Genomic DNA, 23,562 nt, shown 5'->3' on the forward strand with positions numbered 1-23,562 from the left:
AGTTAATCCTTTAGCCACTTCTTAATTGGTAACAGCCACTCATCTTTTGGTTTATAAAATGCGCCATGGGAGAGCCCTGTATTAATGCTTATTTCTTCGAACTTGGTTACGTCACTTCTATCAATTAAAAATTGGCAAGAGCCAACCTGATCTGAGCGCTCAAAGATAGAATACACTTTGCCATAAGCCTTAACTGATGTGTGATTTTTTATATGGCCTGAACAACCTGCCAATATAATTAAGTTAATATGTGTACGTTTAAGTTCATTAGCCGCCAGTATCGATAATGCCCCGCCCCGTGAAAAACCAACCAAACTAATGTTCGACTCAGCAACACCGGCACTGATCAATGCTTCAACATCTGCAGCGAGTTTTTTCGCAAACGTAAATGGCTCAGTACCTTTTGGCCTGTGATAGGCAATTAAATGATAGCTTTCATCTGCCAGTGCTTCTTTTACAGCCACAAAATCATAAACCCCAAAGGTTTTGTGAACAGGCTTAGGGTTTGTCCCTTCAACGATAAAACCATGTGAATAAAAAACGTAGTGACCATGCGGGTCAATCTCTGTTGGAAACTGGCTGTAAATAGTGCCAGCGCAAACAGGCAAAACCCAGCATGCACAGAGTAAAATTACGGTACGTATCACAAGCATTCCTTTAAAAATCACGTTACACCTAATAGAAGATAATAACACCTTAAAAAATAATATCTTAGCAAACAACTAAACCCTACTCTCAGTAATTTTAATTAAATATCAAATTACTAATCGCAAGCTGTATCACGATTTAAACGGCTAGTTTCAACTTGAGGTAAATTCATGGAATTTCATAGTTAAACTACAAAAAACTCCATGACAACGCTGTCAATTATTTATAAAAAAGCGTATTGTAAAAAAGCAGTTAAAATAACCACATATTTTAGACGTCTAGACGTTGAAAAAATAAATTCTAAGGCGTAGTATGTTCGTAATCTGAGTTAGACTCACATTTTCCATGAGATTTTTTAAAGATGATTGATATAAAGCACCTAAAAACCATAGCGACCCTTAAAGAAACAGGCTCTTTGGTCAATACCGCCCGTGAGTTGTTTTTAACTCAATCGGCTTTATCGCATCAAATTAAAGATCTCGAGAATAAGTTAGATTGCCAGCTATTCGAACGTAAAACACAGCCTGTGCGTTTTACTCCGCAAGGTATGCTACTTCTGGAGCTTGCTAATGAAGTATTACCTCGTGTTGAGGCAACAAAATGTCGGTTAAAAGAAAGCCTTAACCAGCCAATCTCAAATTTACGTTTAAGCGTTGAGTGTCATGCCTGCTTTCATTGGTTGCTCCCAACCATCAAAGAATTTAATAATTTTTGGCCTGATATTAAAATTGATTACGAGCGCGGCTTTAGTTACGACGCCATTCCAGATTTAATTAATGATGAATTAGATCTAGTGCTGACTTCTGATATTCGTGAACCCGATCAGCTTGAGTATGCTCACCTATTTGATTTTAAATTAAAGCTGATAGTCGCACCGGATCATGAGTTGGCAAAAAAAGCCTATGTCACCGCCCTTGATTTAAAAAACGAAACAATTATTTCGTACCCTATTCCCCGTGAGCGCCAAGACATCTTTAAACATTTTATTCAAAATGCACGCTTTGATGGCACGCTTAAAACGGTTGACCAAGGCTTATTGATATTTCAATTAGTGAGTGCAGGTATGGGGGTTGCAGCATTACCAGACTGGCTAGTCACTCCTTATGAAAGCCAAGGACTCATTAAGTCTATTCCGTTAGGTGCACTAGGCCTTACTCGCCCTATGTATTTAGCGATGAAAAAGAATATGAAAGATAACCCAGTTTATCGCCACTTTTTAAATACGTGTAAGCAAAATAACGGTCGCTAAAACAAGGTAAAATAACTAACATAGCTGCATAAATTACTAATAATGTTAATACCCAAACCACCTCAAGGTGCGAGTTTCAGTTGGAATTAAAAGCGATTTAGGCAAGGCATTGATTGCAAACAATAGTGGTTCTATGGTTAAAATCAATAACGCAGTATAATTCGCTTTTAAACCAACCCTTTGGGCGCTTCACAGGTGCTTACTCTCATCGTTGTTACTTCTTAAAAGGGGCTGCCATTTTTGCAAAGTAACGCCTTGATATTAAGGCACCTGTGAAACGCTGAATTCTGTACCTTGAGGAGGCTTGGGTATACATGTTTGAAATTAAAAAGATCATTGGCTCTTTATTAATGCCCCTGCCGTTGCTCGGGCTGCTTACTTTAGTGATGGTATTTTTAGCCATTGCCCATAAACGCAAAGCACTCTATTTTGGCTTTGTTAGCATTTTAACTTTAATGCTGATAAGCACGCCATTTATTGGCCAATCACTGATAGCTGCAAACAATAACCCTGCATGGCAATTTAACCAAGCAAAACACCCTAAACTTGATAATATAGTGGTACTTGGCTGCTCTATAATGCCCAACTCGCGCCTTCAAGCAAACCACCAGTTAGGCGATTGTGCACTTAGTCGCTTACTTGAAGGTGTTAAACTTGCCCACCACTACCCAAATGCCACCCTCTATGTATCAGGAGGCGGCTTTGCTAATGCCACCAATAGCCAGCTCATGTTTGAAACAGCAAAAACGCTTGGTATCTCAGCAACTAGAATTAAACAAAACCCTCTCGCCATGGACACCGCAGAAGAAGCGAAACGACTTGCCATTTATTTAGTCGATAAAAAAACTGCCTTAGTCACCTCAGCGAGCCACATGCCGCGAGCGAAAGACTTATTTAATGCACAAGGCATTGATGTGATCCCAGCGGCAACCGACTTTCAAGATTTTAGTCAGTATCCAACGTACAAACAGTTTATACCTAACATTGCAGTACTTGTTGCAGTGACCAGAGTAGCGCATGAGAAAATTGGCAGTGCATGGGTGAGTGTGCGCCGCTGGATTGATCCAGAGGCGCTGTAGAACAATCAGACTGGATTATCGATATCGATAAACGTTACATCAAAACCATGTTGCTCAGCTAAAAGCTCGCCTAAGGCTTTAATGCCATAACGCTCAGTAGCATGGTGACCAGCTGCAAAAAAGTCGATACCTTGCTCGCGTGAACTATGAATCGTTTGCTCAGAAGCCTCACCTGTAAGATAAGCATCAATCCCTTGGGCAGCTGCTAAATCAATATACCCTTGTCCGCCACCTGTGCACCAAGCGATGGTTTCAATTTTCTCTTTTCTTACCAAACTAGCTAATGGTGCACGGTTAAGTACTTGAGTTATTTTGGCGCTAAATTCTTCGCCACTTAAAGGGGTTTTTAAACGCCCTTTTACCGGCACACTATTTGGACCAGATTCAAGCCCACCTGTGAACTCAATATCGAGTAACTTAGCCAGTTGCGCGTTATTACCAATTTCAGGGTGTATATCTAGCGGTAAGTGATAGCCATATAAGTTAATATCATTATTTAAAAGCGCTGCAATACGGCGCTTTTTCATGCCCGTGATTGGCTGCGATTCCCCTTTCCAGAAATAGCCGTGATGTACCAAAATAGTATCTGCATTTTCTGCAATAGCGGCATCAATCAATGCTTGGCTAGCTGTGACACCCGTCACTATCTTTTTTACGTCGCTCGCACCTTCAACTTGTAAGCCATTTGGGCAAAAGTCAGCGATAGAATCAGGTTTAAGAATGTCGTTTAATAATTGAGTAAATTGTTTGCGTTGCATATAAAAATCGTCCTTCAACCCTCTATTTTGTGCAAATTTTGGCGTTTATGAGTGAAAAATGGAAGGAAAATCGCAAAAAATTGAAAAGTAAGCTGAAAATAGGTATAAATATATATTCTTAATCTGTGTTTACAACGTATAGGGTCTCTGATGAGCAAACTAGACAAAACAGAAGTGTTAAATGCCTTCGAAGCAGCATACGAAGCAGCGAATGGTAAGAAACCTGAAATCACAACAAAACCTGGTTGGTATAGCATCGACGGTGGCAAAAATATGCGCCTTGCTGATGTTGCAGCACTGACTGAAGAGCTCACTTCTGGTAAAACAGTTGAGCCTAAAGCAGAAGAAGCACCTAAAGCACCAGCGAAAAAAACCAAAACTAAAACCGCTGCACCGGCTAAAACAGCTAAGAAAGCATCGTTCACTGTTGTTACAGCAAACGATGACGGTTACAAAGCTGAAGAGCTTTGGATTGTTAACCTAGCTGAAAAAGACCACGATTGTCGTTTACCGCGTGGTGTTGTGTAATCAAATTACACTTAGCAATTTTAAAAACCGCTACTCGTTAGCGGTTTTTTTATGGCTGTTCATTTGGCTAGTTATAACCCATTGGCTACTATGGCCAAACAACACAATAAATACGGTGCCAATCAATACAGGCATCACTAAAAAGTCCCAGCTTTGCATAGATTGCATTATCAAAATTGGGTTTGCGCCTGCAGCAGGATGTACTGTGTCCGTCAACATCATTAGGCTAATTGCCAACCCTGTGGCTATAGCTATTTCAACTGGCCCTACTCCAACATAATTTACAAATACGACACCGATTAGTGCAGTTAAAAAGTGCCCACCGATAACATTCTTCGCTTTCGCAAGCGGACTATGTGGCACACCAAATACCAACACCGCAGTTGCTCCAAATGGGGCCATCAACCACACACCATAACTTCCTAATTGCTGTAAATAGGCCAACACAAAAATTGCCATACAAGCAAATATACCCGCAATGGCCGCCTTGCTTACTTTATTCTCCATAAAACCTCCAATAGGTAGACCGACTTGTCTACCTGGCAAATAGTAGACAAGTCGGTCTACTTCTGTCAAGCTGTCATTAGTCACCCAATGAGGCCTTGTTATGGATAAACGAACACATATTATTTTGACCGCCCTGTCACTTTTTTATCAAAAAGGCATTCATAGTGTGGGGATAAACGAAATTATTAGTGCGGCGGGTGTCGCCAAAAAAACCATGTACCACCATTTCACAAGTAAAGATGAATTGTTACTCGCGTGCCTTAGTGAGCGCCATACCCGATTTTTAAATTGGTTAACGCAAGCCACCAGCAAGCTAACCACTGTTGAAGAGTTTAAAGTCGCTTTGATCAGCTGCCATGAAGCTTGGTTTAACTCTGAAGTGACTGAGTTAGGTGATTTTAATGGCTGTTTATTTATTAACACTGCCGCTGAGTTTGCTGATCCTGCAAGCCCGATAAATCAAGCCTGCAAAGAGCATAAAATGGTAGTACAGCAGTTAATTAAACAGCGTCTATCAGCGTGTGAAAACATGGAAAGCTCGCAGCTCGACTCACACAGCCACTATTTGATGACGCTGGTAGAGGGCATGATCTGCCAAGCAAAACTAGTAGGAATTAAACAGTTTCCTTATTTAAAGCAATAAATAAACAATAAAAAAGCGGCACAATGGCCGCTTTCAGTTTAGATTTTTGCTATGTTAGATTTTTTCAAAATATAACTTTTCGCGTTTTTTCTCACCCACTTCGTTCATGGTTGCAGCATCAAATAAACGACCATTGATCATAGTGTAATCGATTTTATCTGTATCACGAATGTTAGTTAGCGGGTTACCGTCAATAACAATTAAATCGGCAAGTTTACCCGGCTCAAGAGAACCGATGTTGGTATCAAGGCCAATGTATTTAGCAGGATCTAAGGTTGCTGCACGAATTGCTTCAAGTGGTGTCATACCACCTTGCGCAAACATCCAAATCTCCCAATGTGCCGCTAAACCTTCACGTTGACCGTGAGCACCTAGGTTTACTAAAACACCTAAGTCTTGCAGCTCTTTAGCAACACGGGCATTGTTAAAGTGGTTATAGTGATGATCGGGCGCCTTAACACGACGCATTGAACGAGGTAAAAGCTGATTCTTTGGTACAAACTTACTTAAGCGTGGGTGATTCCACACATCTGTCTTGTCGTACCAATAATTTTCACCCCAAATACCACCGTATGCAACACCCAGTGTCGGCGTGTAGCCTACATCACTTTGTGACCAAAGCTGGCGAATATCATCGTAAATATTGGCAACAGGAATTGAGTGTTCAATACCCGTATGACCATCAACTACCATAGTTAAGTTATGCTGCAGTAATGAACCGCCTTCTGGCACAACCATCATTTCAAGTTCACGACCTGCTTCAATAACTTGTTGGCGCTGTTCACGACGAGGTTGGTTATAGGATTTAACACTAAACGCACCTACTTTCTTTAAACGCTCAAGATGGAATTTAGCATCTTCTAACGAGTCAATATGCGATGTATAACCTGGCATATTTGCACCATATAAAATGGTACCTGTAGAGAAAATACGAGGGCCGACAATCATGCCCGCTTTTTGCATTTCGCTTGCAGCAAAAATCTCAGTGGTGTCGTTTGATGGATCGTGAATCGTTGTCACGCCTAACGCTAAACCCGCTAAGTTCTTCCAGTTTTGCTGTGGAATGATCTCATCGCTGCCTTGCGAGCCGTGCGCATGTGCATCAACAATACCCGGCATAATTGTCTTCCCAGTTACATCAATTACTTCTGCACCTTTAGGAATAGCAACACTGTCTTTACTACCAACTGCTTTAATATGCTTACCATCAGTAACAATAACGCCGTTTTCAATAACCTGCTCACCGTTCATGGTGATAATACGCGCACCAGTTAACGCAAAGATTGATTTAGGCTCAGCCATGGTTTTTGTAAAACCAATGTTATCGCCGCTTTTAACTTTAAAGTCAGTCTCTGCATTTTGGTTAATATCAAATAAACCCGCTAGGCTGGCATGATATAACTCTGGGCCTAAGCTCCAATAAAGTTTATCGCTTGTGCCACTCCAGCTGATGTTTTCACCCGCGCGAACAGAAAGCTGCTCAATTGGGAATTGGCTATCTTTCGGGCCAATATTAATGGTTTTGCCACGCTCAACAAATGGCGTAACAAATACTTTAAAACGCTCAGCAAACGCTAAGTATTGGCCATCTGGTGATACTCTAAACTCTGTAGCATGTTCTGACTCGTAAAGTTTACGAACTTGCTTTGATTCAAGCTCAACAACACTTAATGTTGGTTTTGGCCAAGGGCTCATCACATAAATACGGTCATTCGCTGCACCAAACTGCGGCTGATAACCTGATTTAGTGATAAGTGTTGAATTACCGCCTTTAGCACTTACTGAGTAAATGCCTGGCTCTAATGACCATGTTGGGTTAAGGATACTACCGCCAGACGCTTTACGGTAAACAACTGTTTTGCCATCAGGGCTGAAAGTTGGCTCTACATATTTACCCGGCTCTTTAGTAATGGTATCGCCACGGCCACTGCGCGCAAATACAACACGAACTGAGCCCTGTTCGTTATCATCCCATGTGGTATAAACAATCTTCTTACCATCACGAGAGAACTGCGGGAATAATTCAAAGTGGTCGTCTTGCTTAGTCAGGCGCTTCACTTTGCCAGACTCTAAATCACGTTTATAAATATGACCTAGCGCTTCAAATATAGCCGTTTCACCATCAGGTGAAATTTGTACATTACGCAGCATTTTCACATCAAAATTATCGCTATCGATGTTTTGTGTAAAACGCACGGCTTTTTGAATTTGCTTATTGGTCTCAACTTTAAATGGAATAGTCGAGACAGACTTATCATCTACATCTAGCTTATGAATGATACCACCCGCCCAAAAGACTAGTTGTTCGTTATCTGGCGTCCAAGCAATTGTTGGGTATACGCCATGAATTGCCCATGTCTCTTGCATATCACGCTCAAGCTCGCCATACAGCTTGGTATGCTCACCGGTGTGAAGATCATATAAGTACAAGCTTGTTTGGAAATCATCGCGCTTAATATACGCAAGCTTTTTACCATCTGGTGAAGGTGTCGGTCGAATAGCCCCACCCATGCCATCAATAATTGTTTCAATCTCGCCAGTTTCACGGTCATAGCGTTTAATTTTATAAATACCCGCTACAGAATCTTTAGAGTAATGGAATGTTTTACCCGGCGTTGCATCATGCGAGAAATAAACATAACGACCATCCGGTGAGAACATTGGTTCGCCTAAGTCTTTTTGGTCGTTCTCACGTGCGGTTAGCTGCACACCTTTACCACCCGCTTTGTGGTAAAGCCATACTTCACCAGCACCTAAAGAGCGGCTTGCAGTAAAGTGCTTACGCGCAACTAAGTAGTCACCATCTGGGCTCCAAGCTGGGCTGTTTAACAAACGAAATGTTTCGTTCGTTACGGCTTTTTGGTTTTCACCATTTAAATCCATAACCCAAATGTTATCGCCACCACCTTGGTCTGAAGTAAACGCAATGTGCTTACCATCAGGGCTAAAGCGTGGTTGCATTTGCCATGCAATATCACTGGTTAATTGCGTTGCAGTGCCACCTGACATTGGCATGGTATAAATATCGCCGAGTAGGTCAAACACCACTGTTTTACCATCAGGGCTAATATCTACGTTCATCCACGTGCCCTGCTCAACACTAATTTTAGCGTCTAGGAATTGGCCTTTTGGTGCGTCCACCTGCCACTTGTCGTCATTTGATTGCTCAGCTGCCGCCACTTGCCCAGTTAGAGCAAGTGAAATAGATACAGCGAGCGCTGTATGAAGCATTTTCTTCATTGAAATCTCACTTTTTATTGTTTTGCTTATATGCACACGTTTAAGATTGCACCAAATAGCATAGCAAGATTCCAGTGATTCGTGTTAAACAGACGTAAATAGTCGACTAATGCCACGCAATCGGATCAAACTGATAAAAGCCAACCAGTAAATGATAAATTTCTGGGTCAAACTGCCTTAGCTCAGCGGGTTTTTCTAAAAAGGTTTCGGTGATAACAGCAAAAAACTCTGCCTCATTAGTCGCGCCATAGCTATGAATAACATGAGGCATGCCATAAGCTAAATGAGTTTTCAGTTGATTAAAGGCGCGGCTAAATACTTTTGCCCACTTTTGGTAATCCTCGTTACTCGAAAGCAGTGGTGTACCCGTGGTTTTGCCGGTTTCTTGGTCGAGCTGATGGGCAAATTCATGAAACACTAAATTATGGCCATCGCTTGGTAAACGGTTCCCCTCAAGGACATCATGCCAACTCAATACCAGTGTTCCGCCTGGCCATGATTCACCTTGACGCACCGTATTGTGATAACTAACAAGTCCGGCATTATCGCGGGAAGTTTGCGGGGCATAATACGCGCTTGGATATAACAGGATCTCTTTTACATTACGATACAGTGGCCATGGTTTATTAAGCACTAAAACACAGGCATCGGCTGCCACAATCAGCTTCATTGCATCATTAAGCTTAAGGCCATCACAACCGATAAAGCGTTTTTCATTTAAAAACCAAACGATATGACGCTCCAGCTTTTCGCGGTCGGCATCCGTCATCTTTCGGTAGATAGGCATATATTTTAACAGCAGATTTTTTTGCTGAACATTGAGGGAGTTATTAAGGTATTTTTTCTGCCAAAAGTGATTACGGATATCGTCCCAGCGCCAGTAACACACAACAAAAATTATTAAAAAAAGTATCAAAACCAGGTTAAGCATTACTATCGCCTAAAAAACAATCTTGATACTTTAATGTGTGCAAACAAAAAAAGATCAATTGTTTACACACATTTTTATTTTTAAAGCTGATTAATCGAGCGTAATACAGCCTTGATTATAAATGAAAATTTGGTTCCGGCCGTTATTCTTCGCATTGTATAAAGCGTTGTCGGCGTGTGATAGCAAGCGGTCGTAGTCTGCAACTTGCGCGTTATCTGCCACACCAAAACTTACCGTTACAGAAAGGCTATCTGCTAATTCTGAGAAATCGTAACCCGCTATCTCTAAACGGATAATTTCACACAATCTTGCGGCCTCTTCAGCGTTTTTGTATGGAAACAACAGGGTAAATTCTTCACCGCCCCAACGCGCCGCATAACCTCCATCAGGGAAGTTCATGCGCAGTAAACGAGCTATTTCACAAATCACTTTATCACCAATTAAGTGCGAGAAATTATCATTAATGAGTTTGAAGTGATCAATATCCATAATGGCAATACTAAGCGTTTTATTATCACGTTGGAACTGACTAAAGTTTTCAGACAACCATATATCAAAGGCACGTCTATTCGGTAATTGCGTTAATTGGTCATGATTCGCTAAATGAGCAAAGGCATCGGCTTGCGTTTGTAAATCATGCATTTGCTGTTCAACTTTTTCAGTTAACTCAATTTCAATGCGCTTGTAATGATATAAGCGGTATTTATAAATGGCATAAGCAGCAAAAAGCACTGCAACTAAGATAAATAATTTAAAGCTGGTTTTCTGCCAAAAATAAGGGGCTATTTTAAACCGCAGTACTTGTTCATTATCTTGCCAATCACTATTTGGATACCCAGCGCGCACTTTAAAGGTATAGTTACCCGGTGGTAAATTAGTGTATTCGGTAATGGCCAAGCGCCCCCGGTCTACCCATTGTTGATTGTAACCACTTAATTGCGTTTGGTAGTTTAAACGCCCGGGCATAATAAAACTAAGCCCAGCGTAATTAAACGAAACACGAGAAACACCAGCAGGCAAGCTCAGTACCTCATTTCCAACGGGTAAAGTCATGGGTTTGCCATCGACTTCGAAGCTTTCAATAACCGTCGATAGTCGGCGTTTACTGGCTTCTTTTAAACGCTCCGGTGTCGCAATAGCAACGCCTTTTGCTGTGGCAACCCATACTTGTCCATCTGAATGAAGCACAGCAGCAGGGTTTGAACCACCATTAGCTTGCGCGCTAAGCATGCCATCGCCTTCATCATAAAGCTGCATCGAAACACTCATTGGCTGAACTTTTTCAGGGTTATCTAGCAGTGCTACTAGCTGAGCTTTATTGACTTGAATAACACCGCGGTTACTAGTCAGCCACAATGAATCACCTTGTTCAATGACTTGGAACAGCTTATCGACAGGTAAACCTTGATCTCGACCAAATAAGCTCATTTTATCTGTACTGAGATTGTAACGAACGAGACCTCTATCGGTTGCAAGCCACATTTTATCGCCATCTAAGTAAAAGCCGAATGCATACTCAGTGCTGAACTGCTTTGGAAACTCGAGAGTTTTAAATTGCTTAGTAGCTGGGTCAAAAATGGACACACCGACGCCCGTGCCAACCCATAATCTACCATGGTCATCCTCATTAAGTGCCATTATGAAATCACCGGCTAGGCCATCCTCCGTGGTAAACGAATGAATTTGCCCTGCAGGGTCTATCTTGGTTAAGCCTGCAGCGGTACCAACCCATAGATTATCAAAAGCATCAAACAACACAGCGCGAACTTCGTTACTGATCAGGCCATTACTGCGGTTTTTTACTGGGTAAATTTGCCCATTAACCACTTTCATTAAACCGGCAGTATAAGTGCCTAGCCAGACTCCGCCCTGCTTATCTTCAGTTAAACTTAAAACGGATAGTGGGTCTTTTTCATAGGCTTGAGTAAGGGTTGTGAGCTTGCCATTTTCAATACGATTTAAGCCATTACTACTGCCCACCCATAAGCTGCCATCAGAATGCGATAACACGGTACGCACATAATCAGATGCAAGCCCACGACTTTGGCTCCAATTCGTAAATGGTGCTTCGCGCAGGCGGAATAATCCGGCATTCGTGCCAACCCAAATACTTTTTTCCCGATCGAGCAATAAGGATAAAATACGGTTGTTGGGTAAGCCATCATCTGCCGCTAAGTTTTCAAGGCCTAAACTGCTAAGTCTAAATACCCCTTTATTGATAGTGCCAAACCACAAATCGCCTTGTGCATCTTCGAGTAAACTAGCAATTGATTCGTTGTTAAGGACGGGATTAATAGCAACAAACTTATTTTTTTTCTTTTGCCATGCCCCTTTTTCAGTGCCGACAATTAAAGTGCCTGACTCCGTTAGTAACAAGGTAAACACAGAAGCATTTGGAAGCCCTGAGTCTTCATTGATCTTACTAACTTGCTTATTCTCTATTTGATAAAGACCATCACTGGTCGCAGCCCAAATCACGCCTGTTTTGTCTTGTAAAAGGCGGTAGGCACTTAACTTATCAAGCCGTTTTTGCTCAGTGGCAGTTTCAGAAGCGCGGTATACAATACCTTGCCCTTCAAGTGCCAACCAAAGCTCACCTTGTTCAGTAACAAGTGCATGATTAACCATGGCTGATGAGCTTGGTAATGCGCGCCACCCTCCTTGTGAGCGAAGCGCAATGCCACCACGGGCGCCCACGATATATAAATCGCCATTTTCCATTGCAATAAGGCTACGTAGGCCAGAATCAGGTAAGCCAGGTATTTCTGTTCGAGTAAAGAGTTTAAACTCGCGACCATTAAAACGGGCAAGCCCTTCCCAAGTTGCTATCCAAATGTAACCATCTTTGGTTTGCGCTACACCATTGATACTATTGTGAGGAAGGCCGGCGCGAGTACTCCAAGTCTCTGTAAAATAGTCACTTAAAGAGAGGCGTGCAGATTCTGCAACTGCGCTGAAACATAAAAAAAGGAAAATACAACTAACTACCCGCACCATTAAACTAAAACCCTGATATTTATTATCGTTCTATTCAGTGATGTAGTTATGCGAAGTAAAGTCATCCCTAACTTCAGATAACACTACATTAGTTGCAATTTTTACTTACTTCGATAACATTTAGCAAGAATCAATTACAAAAATTCGTAATTTTTTCTTGCAGTATTTTCACAAATCTTGCTACATGCAGGCCATCCATCAAAGCATGATGCACATCGATTGAAAGCGGCATCTTGCCAGTTTGTACGTCATATTGGCCAAACACAAACTTGGGTATACCTAGACCATGCCCTTCACTCACCGCATGCGAGAAGCCGGTAAAATTAAGCCATGGGAGCACTGAGATATGAATAAGATCAGGCTGCCCTTCTGTTGCAGCAAATGCATCAGAGAAAAATGGTTTTGCTTTACTTGTTTTACCCACAGCAATCGCGTGCTTTGAAAAATCTTCCATCGACGCTTGTTTTTCAAAATAACTAAAACGAAAAGTTTCATCTTCTGCAAGCTCTACCACACTGCCTCTTACCGATGACAGTTGTACCGGCAACGAATCAATAATACGTTGGCGCATTGGTGCATAGTCATGACATGCTTCAAGTGTTAGGTAAACATAGCTGTGAAAGAACGAATACGGTTCTGCTTTGCACTTGTTATACAGAGCCGCCATATCGAGTGAAACACATACATTAAAATATGGCAGAGAAAATTCTTTGAAAAAAGCGAAATGCTGCTTACGAGGCCAAGTATCAAGATTGATTGGGGTTATTTCACAAGGCTGAGTTTTCATTAGGCGTCCTCGAGATTTAAAAACCGAGTGTACCGAGATAGTTAGCCTTCGTCATTTTGTTGCGATAAATAACAGAGACAAAAAAGGTGCGACTTGCGCACCTTTTTACCTGTAAATTTATCGATTTACTAAATTATAAGCCGTTTTCGATGATTTCTAATGCGAGTTCATCGGCAATTAAATGCGTCGACTTTTGCTCTTTTTCAGAGCGAGCAAAGATTTCTGTTAGCGTATCAAAAATGCCTTCAACGTGCTTCGTTGATGCTTCTGCACTATAACCTTCTGGTGCAGTTTCGTAATAAACGTTGATGATACCACCTGCGTTAATGACGTAATCTGGTGCGTATAAAATACCTTTTTCGCGGATGATCTCACCGTGACGAGACTCTGCTAATTGGTTATTCGCACAACCTGCAATAATTGTTGCTTTTAAACGCGGGATAGTCGTGTCATTCACCGTTGCGCCAAGTGCACATGGTGCATACACATCAACATCTAAGTCGTAGATTTCATCAATACCCACAGCCGTTGCATTGAAGTCATTTACAACACGCTCAACAGCTTGTTCGTTGATATCTGTTACAAATAATGTTGCGCCCGCTTCATGTAGGTGTTTACAAAGGCCATATGCTACTGCACCTAAACCTTGCACCGCTACTTTGATACCAGCAAGATCTTGATGACCTCGTTGATGTTGTAACGCCGCTTTAATACCTAAGAATGTACCATATGCTGTGAACGGTGAAGGGTTACCACTTTTACCTTCAAGGCCTAATACATAGTTAGTTTCTTTATTCATGATAGCCACATCATCACAAGTGATGTTTACATCTTCAGCTGAATAGTAGCTACCACTTAAACGCTCTAACTGACGACCAAATGCACGGAAAAGTTGCTCTGATTTAATTTCTTTAGCATTACCGATGATCACTGACTTACCGCCACCAAATGGTAAACGTGCCACAGCATTTTTGTAGGTCATACCTTTTGATAAGCGAAGTGCATCAGTAACAGCATCTTCATCAGTTGTGTAGTCCCACATTCTGCAACCACCAACCGCTGGACCTAACTTGGTATTGTGAACCGCGATAATAGCTTTTAGGCCTGATTCTTTATCTGAACAAAACACCACTTGCTCGTGGTTATCAAAGTCGACTTTATTAAATACAGCCACAGTTAAATACTCCGAAATTTTCTTACCCTAAAGGGGTGTGAGCGCTGAAAGTGCCGAGACTTTATCACTTCGTATGCTCCCTTACCACTAAATGAGATGATAAAACTAAGCAAAGTTCTCAGGCCGAAATAACAACTCAAAAACTAACACTTTATGGAAAAAATATACCAGTCAACGTACGCATTAAGCATTGTTAATTCAAAACAAAATATTAACATCGCCAACTTTATTACGTGAACGTAAAGGTAAAGTATAGCGTAAAGAAAAAATGACAAAAAAATTATGCCGATAAAGCCAAGTAAAATCAGCTTTTAAAGAGATGTTAGAGAAATAGCTGAGACTGGTCAGAGCTGAAAAAAAACGGCGCAGGTGCGCCGTTTTATGAAAAGAGTTTCAAGATAGTTACTTTAATTTGCCATCAAGTTCTTCGATTTTTGCTTTCCAAATAGCAGGGCCTTGCGTATGCGCATTGGCACCTTCACTATCAACAGCAACGGTTACTGGCATATCTTCTACTTCAAACTCGTAGATTGCTTCCATACCTAAATCTTCGAACGCAACAACACGTGCTTTCTTGATTGCTTTAGATACAAGGTAAGCTGCACCACCTACTGCCATTAAGTAGATAGATTTATTGTTTTTGATTGATTCTACTGTAGCAGGACCACGCTCTGCTTTACCAATCATACCGATGATGCCCGTTTTTTCTAACATCATATCAGTGAATTTATCCATACGAGTCGCAGTTGTAGGGCCAGCAGGACCTACCGCTTCATCACCCACTGCATCTACAGGGCCAACGTAGTAGATAAACTTGTTATCAAAATCAACGCCTTCAGGTAAACCTTCACCTGATTGGATCATATCTTGTAAACGTTTATGCGCGGCATCACGACCCGTTAAGATAGTACCAGACAGAAGAACCGTTTCACCCATCTTCCATTCTTGCGTGTCTTCTTTAGTCAGTGTGTTTAAATCAACACGACGTGTACCTTCACCTACTTCAAATGTAACTTCTGGCCAATCTTCTAGTTTAGGCGCTTTAAGATCGGCTGGGCCTGAACCATCTAACGTGAAGTGTACGTGACGCGTTGCTGCACAGTTCGGGATCATTACCACTGGTTTTGATGCTGCGTGAGTTGGTGCCGTTTTAACTTTCACATCAACTACGGTTGTTAAACCACCAAGACCTTGAGCACCAATACCTAACTTATTAGCACGTTCGAAGATATCGATACGCATTTTTTCTTCAGTTGTTTCAGCGCCGCGCTCAATTAGCTCGTGAATATCAACCGGATCCATTAATGATTCTTTAGCAAGTACCGCAGCTTTTTCTGCAGTACCGCCAATACCTATACCTAGCATGCCAGGTGGACACCAGCCCGCCCCCATGGTTGGTAATGTTTTCTCAACCCATGCAGCCACATCATCAGATGGGTTAAGCATAACCATTTTCGTTTTATTTTCTGAACCGCCGCCCTTCGCTGCCACCATTACTTCTACTTCAGCGCCTGGCACTAAGTCAATATGAACAACTGATGGTGTGTTGTCTCTAGTGTTTTTACGCGTACCAGCTGGGTCTGCAACAATTGATGCACGTAATGGGTTATCTGGGTTTAAGTATGCGCGACGTGTACCTTCATCAACCATTTGCTGTACAGTCATGTCTGTTTTATCCCACTTAACATCCATACCTACTTTTACGAAACAAGTAATGATACCTGTATCTTGGCACAGTGGACGTTTACCTTCAGCAGACATACGAGAGTTAATTAAAATTTGCGCAATGGCATCTTTTGCCGCTTTGCTTTGCTCTTTGTTGTAAGCTTTTTCTAAGGCTTGTACGAAATCGAGAGGGTGATAAAAAGAAATGTATTGCAATGCATCTTCAATGCTATCAATGAAGTCTTGCTGACGAATTGTACTCATTACGGGTTCCTTAAGTTTTTATCGCGTAGCGCTGTACGTGATCCTGAGTAAACCGGTGACGAAGATTTACTCTACGGGTTAGTCATGGCATCACTATAAAGGAAATCATAACGCTGCCAATCAAATTTAACTTATGATACCCTCCTCGCCCGTTTCGGGCTAGTTATTCAGGGCAATGTAGATGATAAACGATGAAAATTTGTGCATAAAATTAGATTTAAGTGGTGATTGCATCGCGCTATTTAGTCATTTTGCTCATTTGCCCCATGCCGTGTTGCTCGACTCAGCCAATAGCGAACATGTGAATAGCCGCTTCGATATCATCGCTATTGCCCCATTAAAGCAATTAGAAGTGCGTGAAAATACCTGCTTTGTCGACGGTAAAGCACAATCAAGTGATTGTTTTAGCTTGATGAAAGAAGGCCTTCAGGAATTTAATCACACAGCAAACTCTAATAACCTGCCTTTTACAGGTGGTTGGCTTGGCTATTTTGGTTATGATTTAGGTCGCGTGATTGAAAGCATGCCAACTACTGCCGAAAACGACATTAACATGCCGCAAATGGCTATTGGCCTTTATCCAGATGCCCTTATTTATGATAAGCAACAGCAAAGCTGGTTTTACGTCTGTCAGCCAAATCATAATCGCTTAGCGCTATACCAGCAGCACCTAAACGAAACACCAGCAAGTGCAGAGTTCGCGCTACAAAGCGACTGGCAATCAAACATGAGTAAAGCCAGCTACAGCGAAAAGTTCGAGAAAATTCAAGCTTATTTAAAAAGTGGTGACTGCTATCAGATCAACCTTGCACAGCGTTTTAAAGCTGAGTTTTCTGGTTCAACATGGCAAGCCTATAAACAACTTCGAGAAGCGAATAAAGCACCGTTTTCAAGCTATATAAATCACCCTGATGGCGCTATTTTATCTATCTCCCCTGAGCGTTTTATTGCTATTAATCAGGGCCAAATAGAAACCAAGCCAATTAAAGGAACCCTCCCTCGTTTGGCTGACTCTGAACAAGACCAAGCGCAAGCAACCCGTTTACAACAATCTGAAAAAGACCGCGCAGAAAATGTCATGATTGTTGATCTGCTACGCAACGATTTAGGCAAAGTGGCTCGCCCAGGTAGCGTCACCGTTCCCTCGTTATTTGCCATTGAAAGCTTTCCGGCTGTGCATCATTTAGTAAGTACTGTGCGCGCAGAATTAGCGGATGGCAAAGATGCCGTTGACCAAATTCATGCCGCTTTCCCGGGTGGTTCAATTACCGGAGCGCCGAAGATTCGCGCTATGGAAATTATAGAAGAGCTCGAGCCGCATCGTCGTAGTGTGTACTGCGGCTCAATTGGCTACTTGAGTGCCTGTGGCAAGATGGATACCAGTATCACAATCCGTACTTTAGTGTGTCACAAAGGTGCAATCTATTGCTGGGCTGGCGGTGGCATTGTGGCTGATTCAAAGGTCGACTTGGAGTACCAAGAAACTTACGATAAAGTAAATAAAATACTACCTTTATTAAAGTAAAAGTTGAAGTAACTACCTTGAATAGCCAGCAAATAATTGCCCGTTTTAGTTTAAGTCAAACCACAGAGCGCCCAGCTAGCATTCGCTTTAATGCCGAAAAGCGTGCCAGTGCCGTAATGTTACCTCTGCTTGATGTTAACGACGAAGCGCATTTGTTATTGTGCAAGCGACCAAGTTATTTACTTCATCACCCGGGGGAGATTTGCTTACCAGGTGGAAAGTATGAAGAACAAGATGACACGTTAATGCACACAGCCCTTCGAGAGCTCAATGAAGAGCTTAATATTGGCAAACATCAAGTGACTGTCCACGGTAAATTACATCAATACGCGACTCTAACCGGTTTCACTATTGAACCTTTTGTGTGTGTCCTTAGTGAGGGCACAACATGGCAAGCAGATCCCAACGAAGTTGCTGCCAGTTTTTTACTACCCTTATCTTATTTAAGTAATCAACAAAATTGGCAACCCCTCCCCTTTGAGCGAAATGGTAAAACCATTACTTTGCAAGGCTTGATGACCCCCCATGGTCTGCTTTGGGGAGCAACAGCAAGCATTATTAATAACTTTATCAAGCAGCTCGCCCTACCAGTTTAATTATCCTGCTTTTAGGGTTACACAGACACGTTTAAACGTTATCATGTGGCACCGTTCAAAGGCAGGTAGTATGCCGTTAATAGAAAAATGAGTAGCAAATTATGATCAGTGCATTCGATATGTTTAGTATTGGTATTGGCCCATCGTCATCTCACACAGTTGGTCCGATGCGCGCTTCGCGTTTATTTGTAAACGAACTAGAAGAAAAAAACTTACTTGCAAACGTCACCGATATTAAAGTTGAGCTATTTGGCTCACTCGGTCAAACAGGTATTGGCCATGGCTCTGGTAAAGCTGTGATCTTAGGCCTTGCCGGTTATGATCCAGAAACCATTGATGCTGATTTAGTCGACGATATCCTCGCAAAAATCGAAAAAGAGCAGGTTATTTATTTAAACCAAAGCCATAAAGCCAATTTCCCTAAGCAAGGTGCGATTGTATTTCATCGTCGTAAAACTCTACCAAAACACTCAAATGCAATGGAAATCATTGCTAGCCAAAATGGCGAAAAGTTATTCAGCAAAGTGTATTACTCAATCGGTGGCGGCTTTATCGTCAGTGATGAAGAGTTCGAGAACGAAAAACAAAAAGCACTCGAAATTCGCGAAGAAAACCCAGCGCCTTATCCGTTTAACACAGCTAAAGAGTTATTAGAGCTATGCCGTGAATCAGGGTTTAGTGTATCAACACTTATGATGCATAACGAAAAAACCCTGCGCAGCGAAAAAGACATCAAGGATGAGCTGTTTAATATTTGGCAAGTAATGAAAGCCTGTATTGAGCGTGGCATGCGCACAGAAGGGATTTTACCCGGTGGTTTGAAAGTAAAGCGCCGTGCCCCAAGTTTACACCTTAAATTAAATATTGAAGTAAACAACGACCCATTACGTGCTATGGATTGGGTTGATTTATTTGCCCTTGCAGTAAACGAAGAGAACGCTGCCGGCGGCCGTGTTGTTACCGCACCAACCAATGGTGCTGCAGGTATTTTGCCAGCGGTATTAATGTATTATCACACTTTCATTAAAGAAGTAGATCGTGATATTGCAACACGTTACTTATTAACGGCGGCAGCAATTGGTATCTTATATAAAAAGAACGCGTCAATTTCGGGTGCTGAAGTTGGTTGTCAAGGTGAAGTGGGCGTTGCTTGCTCAATGGCAGCGGGTGCACTAACTGAAATCATGGGTGGTAATGTTGTACAGGTTGAAAACGCTGCCGAAATCGGCATGGAGCACAACCTAGGCTTAACCTGTGACCCGGTTGGCGGTCTTGTACAAGTACCATGTATTGAACGTAATGCAATGGGCTCAATTAAAGCAATCAATGCGTCACGCCTTGCTATGCGTGGTTCTGGCGAGCAAAAAGTGACCCTTGATAAGGTCATTAAAACCATGCTCGACACAGGTAATGATATGAAAACGAAATACAAAGAAACCGCTCGCGGTGGCTTAGCAGTTAATATCATCGAGTGTTAATTTAAGCACAATAAAAAAGCCGCTTTAAAGCGGCTTTCTTATCTCTTATTTTACTGGTAACTCAATGTTTTCGAATAGCTTATCAACATCTTCTTGGTTACGTAATAAACTTGCTCGTTCAACCAGCTCTTTCGTTAAGTGCGGGGCAAAACGCTCAATAAAGTCATACATGTAGCTACGTAAGAAGCTGCCTTTTCGAAAACCAATTTTAGTGGTGCTCGCTTCAAATAAGTGACTTGCATCAATACAGACTAAATCAGTATCTGTTATTTGATCAATCGCCATAGACGCCACAACACCCACACCTAGCCCTAAACGAACATAAGTTTTAATGACATCAGCGTCCGTTGCAGTAAAGACAATATGCGGCTCAAGGCCATGAGCATTGAAGGCTTTATCTAATTCAGAACGACCAGTAAAACCAAACACATAAGTTATCAGTGGGTATTTAGCCACATCGGCAACCGTTAAGTTATCAGCCTTTTGCGCAAGCGGGTGTGTTTTTGCCACAACAATACTGCGATTCCAGTGATAGCACGGCAACATAACTAAATCAGAGTATAAATGTAGTGCCTCAGTCGCAATGGCAAAGTCAGCATCACCGCGTGCTGCCGCATCAGAAATTTGCTGTGGCGTTCCTTGATGCATATGCAGAGAAACTGCCGGGTACTTTTTCATAAAGCCTTGAATAACATTCGGTAATGCGTAACGAGCCTGAGTATGAGTAGTCGCAATGTTAAGTTTACCTTGATCAGGCAAAGTATGCTCATTAGCAACCGCTTTAATACCTTCAACTTTCGACAATATCTCTCGCGAAATATTAATTATTTCGTTACCGGCACTGGTTACATGGGTAAGGTGTTTGCCACTACGGCCAAAGATCTGTACGCCCAGTTCGTCTTCAAGCATACGAACTTGTTTCGAGATCCCCGGTTGCGAGGTAAATAAACTTTCGGCTGTCGCTGAGACATTCAGTTTATGATTTTGGACTTCGACTATATATCTGAGTTGTTGTAGTTTCATGGCTGCATTGTAAACGTTGTTATTGTTTATTTATAAAGGCTGCAAAGCGCAATGCCAAGCGATATTTCATCGCGCTATACATTTATATCGATTGTTTCTAAGGCTAACACATTAAATTAATGCTCGGTAGCCGTGTTTACTCGCAAAATATTCAATAAAGATGTTAGTTTAGCGCTATACTCATTATAAAGTAGTAAACTTAATAAGTTTATTCGAGATAACTACCGCAAAACTGTTCAGATCTAATCTTTTTAAGGTAATATAAAAAAATTAGATAGTTAAAACTGAGATTTAGTAATGATTGTTTCTATCATCATCATGCTCATTGTTGCATTAATTGTGATCGCATTATGGGTCAGTGCTGTGCAACAACACAAAGAAAAACAAGAAGCAGAGCGCCGCAAAGAGTTAACTAAGCAAAAGAAAATCATTGAAGAAGCAGAAGACGTGCTGCTTAACAGTGCCAATATTCCCATGTCTGAGAATATTCTACGTATTATTCAGCGCCGTATATATGATGCTCTTGCAAGTATGGTACAACTCTCTCCAAGTTCTAAGGAACTCAAAAGTCGCTTAAATGAAGCTAAACAGCGTTTAGGGGGTCCAATTGAGGCGAATAATAGCGACTCATTAGTGTTACCAGACAACGATAAGCAGCTTATTTCTTTAATTCAAGGAATAAAAAAACTAAGGGCAGTGCTACGCTCTGAACATAGTAAAGGTAAAATCGAGAGTCAAATATTTGTTGCCGAAGATAAACGCCTTGAAAAATTGCAGTTAAGAATCAATGTAGAAAGCCAAATTAAGCGCGGGATTTCAGCTCGCTCAGCAAATATGGTGGGCTCTGCCAGACAGTATTTCGAAAAAGCACTGGCAACGCTTAACTCAGTTAGCTATAGCGATGAATATGTAAACTCGAAAAGACAAGAAGTTGAAGGTTATTTAGAGACGATTAGCTCTGAGTTGAAAGCATCAAATGCGACGTCACTAAAGAAAAAAGCAGAACAAGAGCAGGACGATTTAGACGTGTTATTCGCACCAAAGAAAAAGTGGTAAACCACTTTTTCTTTGCTTTGTGAAAATTAAGATAAAAACGCAAACTTAACAATAAACAGCGCTGTTAATACCCACACACTAATACTGATTTCATCTTTTTTACCACATACCAACTTCACTGCAGTATAAGAAATAAAACCAAGCGCAATACCGTGAGCAATCGAGAAAGTTAACGGCGTCATTAATAATACTACGCTCACTGGAATGGCATCTGTCATATCATCCCAATTTACCAGCTTTAAGTTTTGCATCATTAACACAGCTACATATAAAATTGCACCTGCCGTTGCATAAGCTGGGATCATGCCAGCAAGTGGCGCAAAGAACATCATTAACAAGAAACAAATGCCTACAACAACAGCAGTTAGACCTGTACGGCCGCCCACAGACACACCTGCTACTGATTCAATGTAAGACGTTGTTGTTGACGTACCAAGCATTGAGCCTGCAATGGTAGCTGTGCTGTCAGCGCTTAATGCACGACCTAAACGAGGCATTTTACCTTGTTCATCAGCAATACCTGCTTTTTGCGTTACAGCAACTAAAGTGCCTGAAGTATCAAACAAATCAACAAATAAGAACGCAAATACCACTGTTAGCATTGAGATTTCGAATGCTGCTGCAAAATCCAATTGCATAAAGGTTGGTGCAATTGAAGGCGGCATTGAAATAATTCCTTGATACTCCACAAGGTCTAAACCAAGCGCAATTGCGGTTACTAATAAAATACTGATAAGTACGCCGCTTTTCATATCGCGGTATAACAGTGCTGCAATAACAAAAAAGCTAAAAATCGCAAGTAGTGGACCTGGGGCTGTGATATCGCCTAACTGCACTAAGGTTGCAGGGCTTGCTACGATAATCCCGGCGTTTTTCAATGCAATAAGCGCTAAGAAAGCACCGATACCTGTGGCAATGGCTCGCTTTAATACCAGTGGAATAGCGTCTATGATCCACTCTCTCACCTTAAATAGGCTTAAGAATAAGAAGATACAGCCAGACATAAAAACTGCACCTAATGCAGCTTGCCAAGTGTAGCCCATGCCCAAAACAACACCATAAGTGAAGAAGGCGTTCAAGCCCATACCCGGAGCCAGTGCTAATGGGTAGTTTGCCCATAAACCCATGATAAAACAGCCAATTGCAGCAGCAATACAGGTTGCTACGAATGCCGCACCTTGGTCCATTCCCGCTTCTGCAAGCATTGCAGGGTTAACAAATACAATGTAAACCATGGTAATGAATGTTGTGATGCCAGCAATAGTCTCGCGGCGCACAGAGGTGTTGTTTTCAGTGATTTTGAAAAGTCTTTCGAACATGTTGAACTTTAAGTTGAGATTAATTGGCTAATTTTATCATATTTTATCTCAATAAGAGGACATTTTACCTTGCAATGTTCTAAACTAATAAGGTC

The 23,562-nt window shown here is 41.6% G+C and carries 19 protein-coding genes; 8 read left to right on the plus strand and 11 right to left on the minus strand.

Features of this window, described 5'->3' with window-relative positions:
- Positions 1 to 2: 2 nt before the first annotated feature.
- Positions 3 to 647, minus strand: a complete 645-nt coding sequence (locus L1266_RS03065) for an alpha/beta fold hydrolase (protein WP_235376830.1) — start codon at positions 645 to 647, stop codon at positions 3 to 5.
- A 362-nt stretch (positions 648 to 1,009) separates the two neighbouring features.
- Here L1266_RS03065 and L1266_RS03070 point away from each other — a divergent pair, with 362 nt between their 5' ends.
- A complete protein-coding gene (locus tag L1266_RS03070) occupies positions 1,010 to 1,897 on the plus strand; it encodes a LysR substrate-binding domain-containing protein (protein ID WP_054551603.1) in 888 nt (295 codons plus the stop codon).
- Between the two features lie 314 nt (positions 1,898 to 2,211).
- Complete coding sequence (locus L1266_RS03075; protein ID WP_235376831.1) at positions 2,212 to 2,976, plus strand: YdcF family protein; 765 nt, start codon at positions 2,212 to 2,214, stop codon at positions 2,974 to 2,976.
- Between the two features lie 5 nt (positions 2,977 to 2,981).
- Here the strand turns inward: L1266_RS03075 and L1266_RS03080 are convergent, their stop codons facing one another.
- The gene (locus L1266_RS03080) at positions 2,982 to 3,734 is read right to left on the minus strand and encodes a Nif3-like dinuclear metal center hexameric protein (protein WP_235376832.1); all 753 of its coding nucleotides are present in this window, start codon (positions 3,732 to 3,734) and stop codon (positions 2,982 to 2,984) included.
- 150 nt (positions 3,735 to 3,884) lie between these two features.
- On the opposite strand from L1266_RS03080, the gene L1266_RS03085 reads away from it, so the two are divergent.
- Positions 3,885 to 4,262 carry a hypothetical protein gene (locus L1266_RS03085; protein WP_054551606.1) on the plus strand — a complete coding sequence of 126 codons (378 nt, stop codon included), beginning with the start codon at positions 3,885 to 3,887 and terminating at the stop codon, positions 4,260 to 4,262.
- Positions 4,263 to 4,292: 30 nt separating this feature from the next.
- Here the strand turns inward: L1266_RS03085 and L1266_RS03090 are convergent, their stop codons facing one another.
- The gene (locus L1266_RS03090; RefSeq protein WP_235376834.1) at positions 4,293 to 4,769 is read right to left on the minus strand and encodes an HPP family protein; all 477 of its coding nucleotides are present in this window, start codon (positions 4,767 to 4,769) and stop codon (positions 4,293 to 4,295) included.
- A gap of 100 nt (positions 4,770 to 4,869) precedes the next feature.
- On the opposite strand from L1266_RS03090, the gene L1266_RS03095 reads away from it, so the two are divergent.
- Entirely contained in the window at positions 4,870 to 5,412 is a 543-nt protein-coding gene (locus L1266_RS03095; protein ID WP_235376835.1) for a TetR/AcrR family transcriptional regulator, read from the plus strand.
- 54 nt (positions 5,413 to 5,466) lie between these two features.
- On the opposite strand, the gene L1266_RS03100 is transcribed toward L1266_RS03095, so the two are convergent.
- The 6 genes from L1266_RS03100 to L1266_RS03125 all read right to left on the minus strand — a co-directional run bounded on the left by L1266_RS03100 (position 5,467) and on the right by L1266_RS03125 (position 16,470).
- Positions 5,467 to 8,652, minus strand: a complete 3,186-nt coding sequence (locus L1266_RS03100) for an amidohydrolase family protein (protein ID WP_235376836.1) — start codon at positions 8,650 to 8,652, stop codon at positions 5,467 to 5,469.
- A gap of 106 nt (positions 8,653 to 8,758) precedes the next feature.
- Positions 8,759 to 9,583 carry a M90 family metallopeptidase gene (locus L1266_RS03105; protein ID WP_054551610.1) on the minus strand — a complete coding sequence of 275 codons (825 nt, stop codon included), beginning with the start codon at positions 9,581 to 9,583 and terminating at the stop codon, positions 8,759 to 8,761.
- 90 nt (positions 9,584 to 9,673) lie between these two features.
- Positions 9,674 to 12,580, minus strand: coding sequence for a ligand-binding sensor domain-containing diguanylate cyclase (locus tag L1266_RS03110; RefSeq protein ID WP_235376837.1), 2,907 nt, complete (start codon positions 12,578 to 12,580; stop codon positions 9,674 to 9,676).
- Between the two features lie 130 nt (positions 12,581 to 12,710).
- Positions 12,711 to 13,367, minus strand: a complete 657-nt coding sequence (locus L1266_RS03115) for a CatA-like O-acetyltransferase (RefSeq protein WP_268842690.1) — start codon at positions 13,365 to 13,367, stop codon at positions 12,711 to 12,713.
- A gap of 133 nt (positions 13,368 to 13,500) precedes the next feature.
- The gene (locus L1266_RS03120) at positions 13,501 to 14,541 is read right to left on the minus strand and encodes a Leu/Phe/Val dehydrogenase (protein ID WP_055021514.1); all 1,041 of its coding nucleotides are present in this window, start codon (positions 14,539 to 14,541) and stop codon (positions 13,501 to 13,503) included.
- A 402-nt stretch (positions 14,542 to 14,943) separates the two neighbouring features.
- Positions 14,944 to 16,470: a fumarate hydratase gene (locus L1266_RS03125; RefSeq protein WP_235376839.1), complete on the minus strand. Its 1,527-nt coding sequence runs from the start codon at positions 16,468 to 16,470 to the stop codon at positions 14,944 to 14,946.
- A 181-nt stretch (positions 16,471 to 16,651) separates the two neighbouring features.
- Here L1266_RS03125 and pabB point away from each other — a divergent pair, with 181 nt between their 5' ends.
- The 3 genes from pabB (at position 16,652) to L1266_RS03140 (ending at position 20,069) form a co-directional block, all read left to right on the plus strand.
- Entirely contained in the window at positions 16,652 to 17,995 is a 1,344-nt protein-coding gene (gene pabB, locus L1266_RS03130; RefSeq protein WP_054551615.1) for an aminodeoxychorismate synthase component I, read from the plus strand.
- 17 nt (positions 17,996 to 18,012) lie between these two features.
- Positions 18,013 to 18,591 carry an NUDIX hydrolase gene (locus L1266_RS03135; protein WP_138602569.1) on the plus strand — a complete coding sequence of 193 codons (579 nt, stop codon included), beginning with the start codon at positions 18,013 to 18,015 and terminating at the stop codon, positions 18,589 to 18,591.
- Positions 18,592 to 18,692: 101 nt separating this feature from the next.
- Entirely contained in the window at positions 18,693 to 20,069 is a 1,377-nt protein-coding gene (locus L1266_RS03140) for an L-serine ammonia-lyase (protein ID WP_054551617.1), read from the plus strand.
- A gap of 45 nt (positions 20,070 to 20,114) precedes the next feature.
- Here L1266_RS03140 and cysB read toward each other — a convergent pair whose 3' ends face one another.
- Complete coding sequence (gene cysB, locus L1266_RS03145) at positions 20,115 to 21,092, minus strand: HTH-type transcriptional regulator CysB (RefSeq protein WP_054551618.1); 978 nt, start codon at positions 21,090 to 21,092, stop codon at positions 20,115 to 20,117.
- Positions 21,093 to 21,389: 297 nt separating this feature from the next.
- Here cysB and L1266_RS03150 point away from each other — a divergent pair, with 297 nt between their 5' ends.
- Positions 21,390 to 22,148, plus strand: a complete 759-nt coding sequence (locus L1266_RS03150; protein ID WP_235376840.1) for a hypothetical protein — start codon at positions 21,390 to 21,392, stop codon at positions 22,146 to 22,148.
- A gap of 26 nt (positions 22,149 to 22,174) precedes the next feature.
- Here L1266_RS03150 and L1266_RS03155 read toward each other — a convergent pair whose 3' ends face one another.
- Positions 22,175 to 23,467, minus strand: a complete 1,293-nt coding sequence (locus tag L1266_RS03155) for an NCS2 family permease (RefSeq protein WP_054551620.1) — start codon at positions 23,465 to 23,467, stop codon at positions 22,175 to 22,177.
- Positions 23,468 to 23,562: the final 95 nt, after the last annotated feature.

The organism is Pseudoalteromonas sp. Cn5-37, assembly GCF_021532495.1.
In the GTDB taxonomy this organism is placed as follows: Bacteria; Pseudomonadota; Gammaproteobacteria; order Enterobacterales; family Alteromonadaceae; genus Pseudoalteromonas; species Pseudoalteromonas simplex.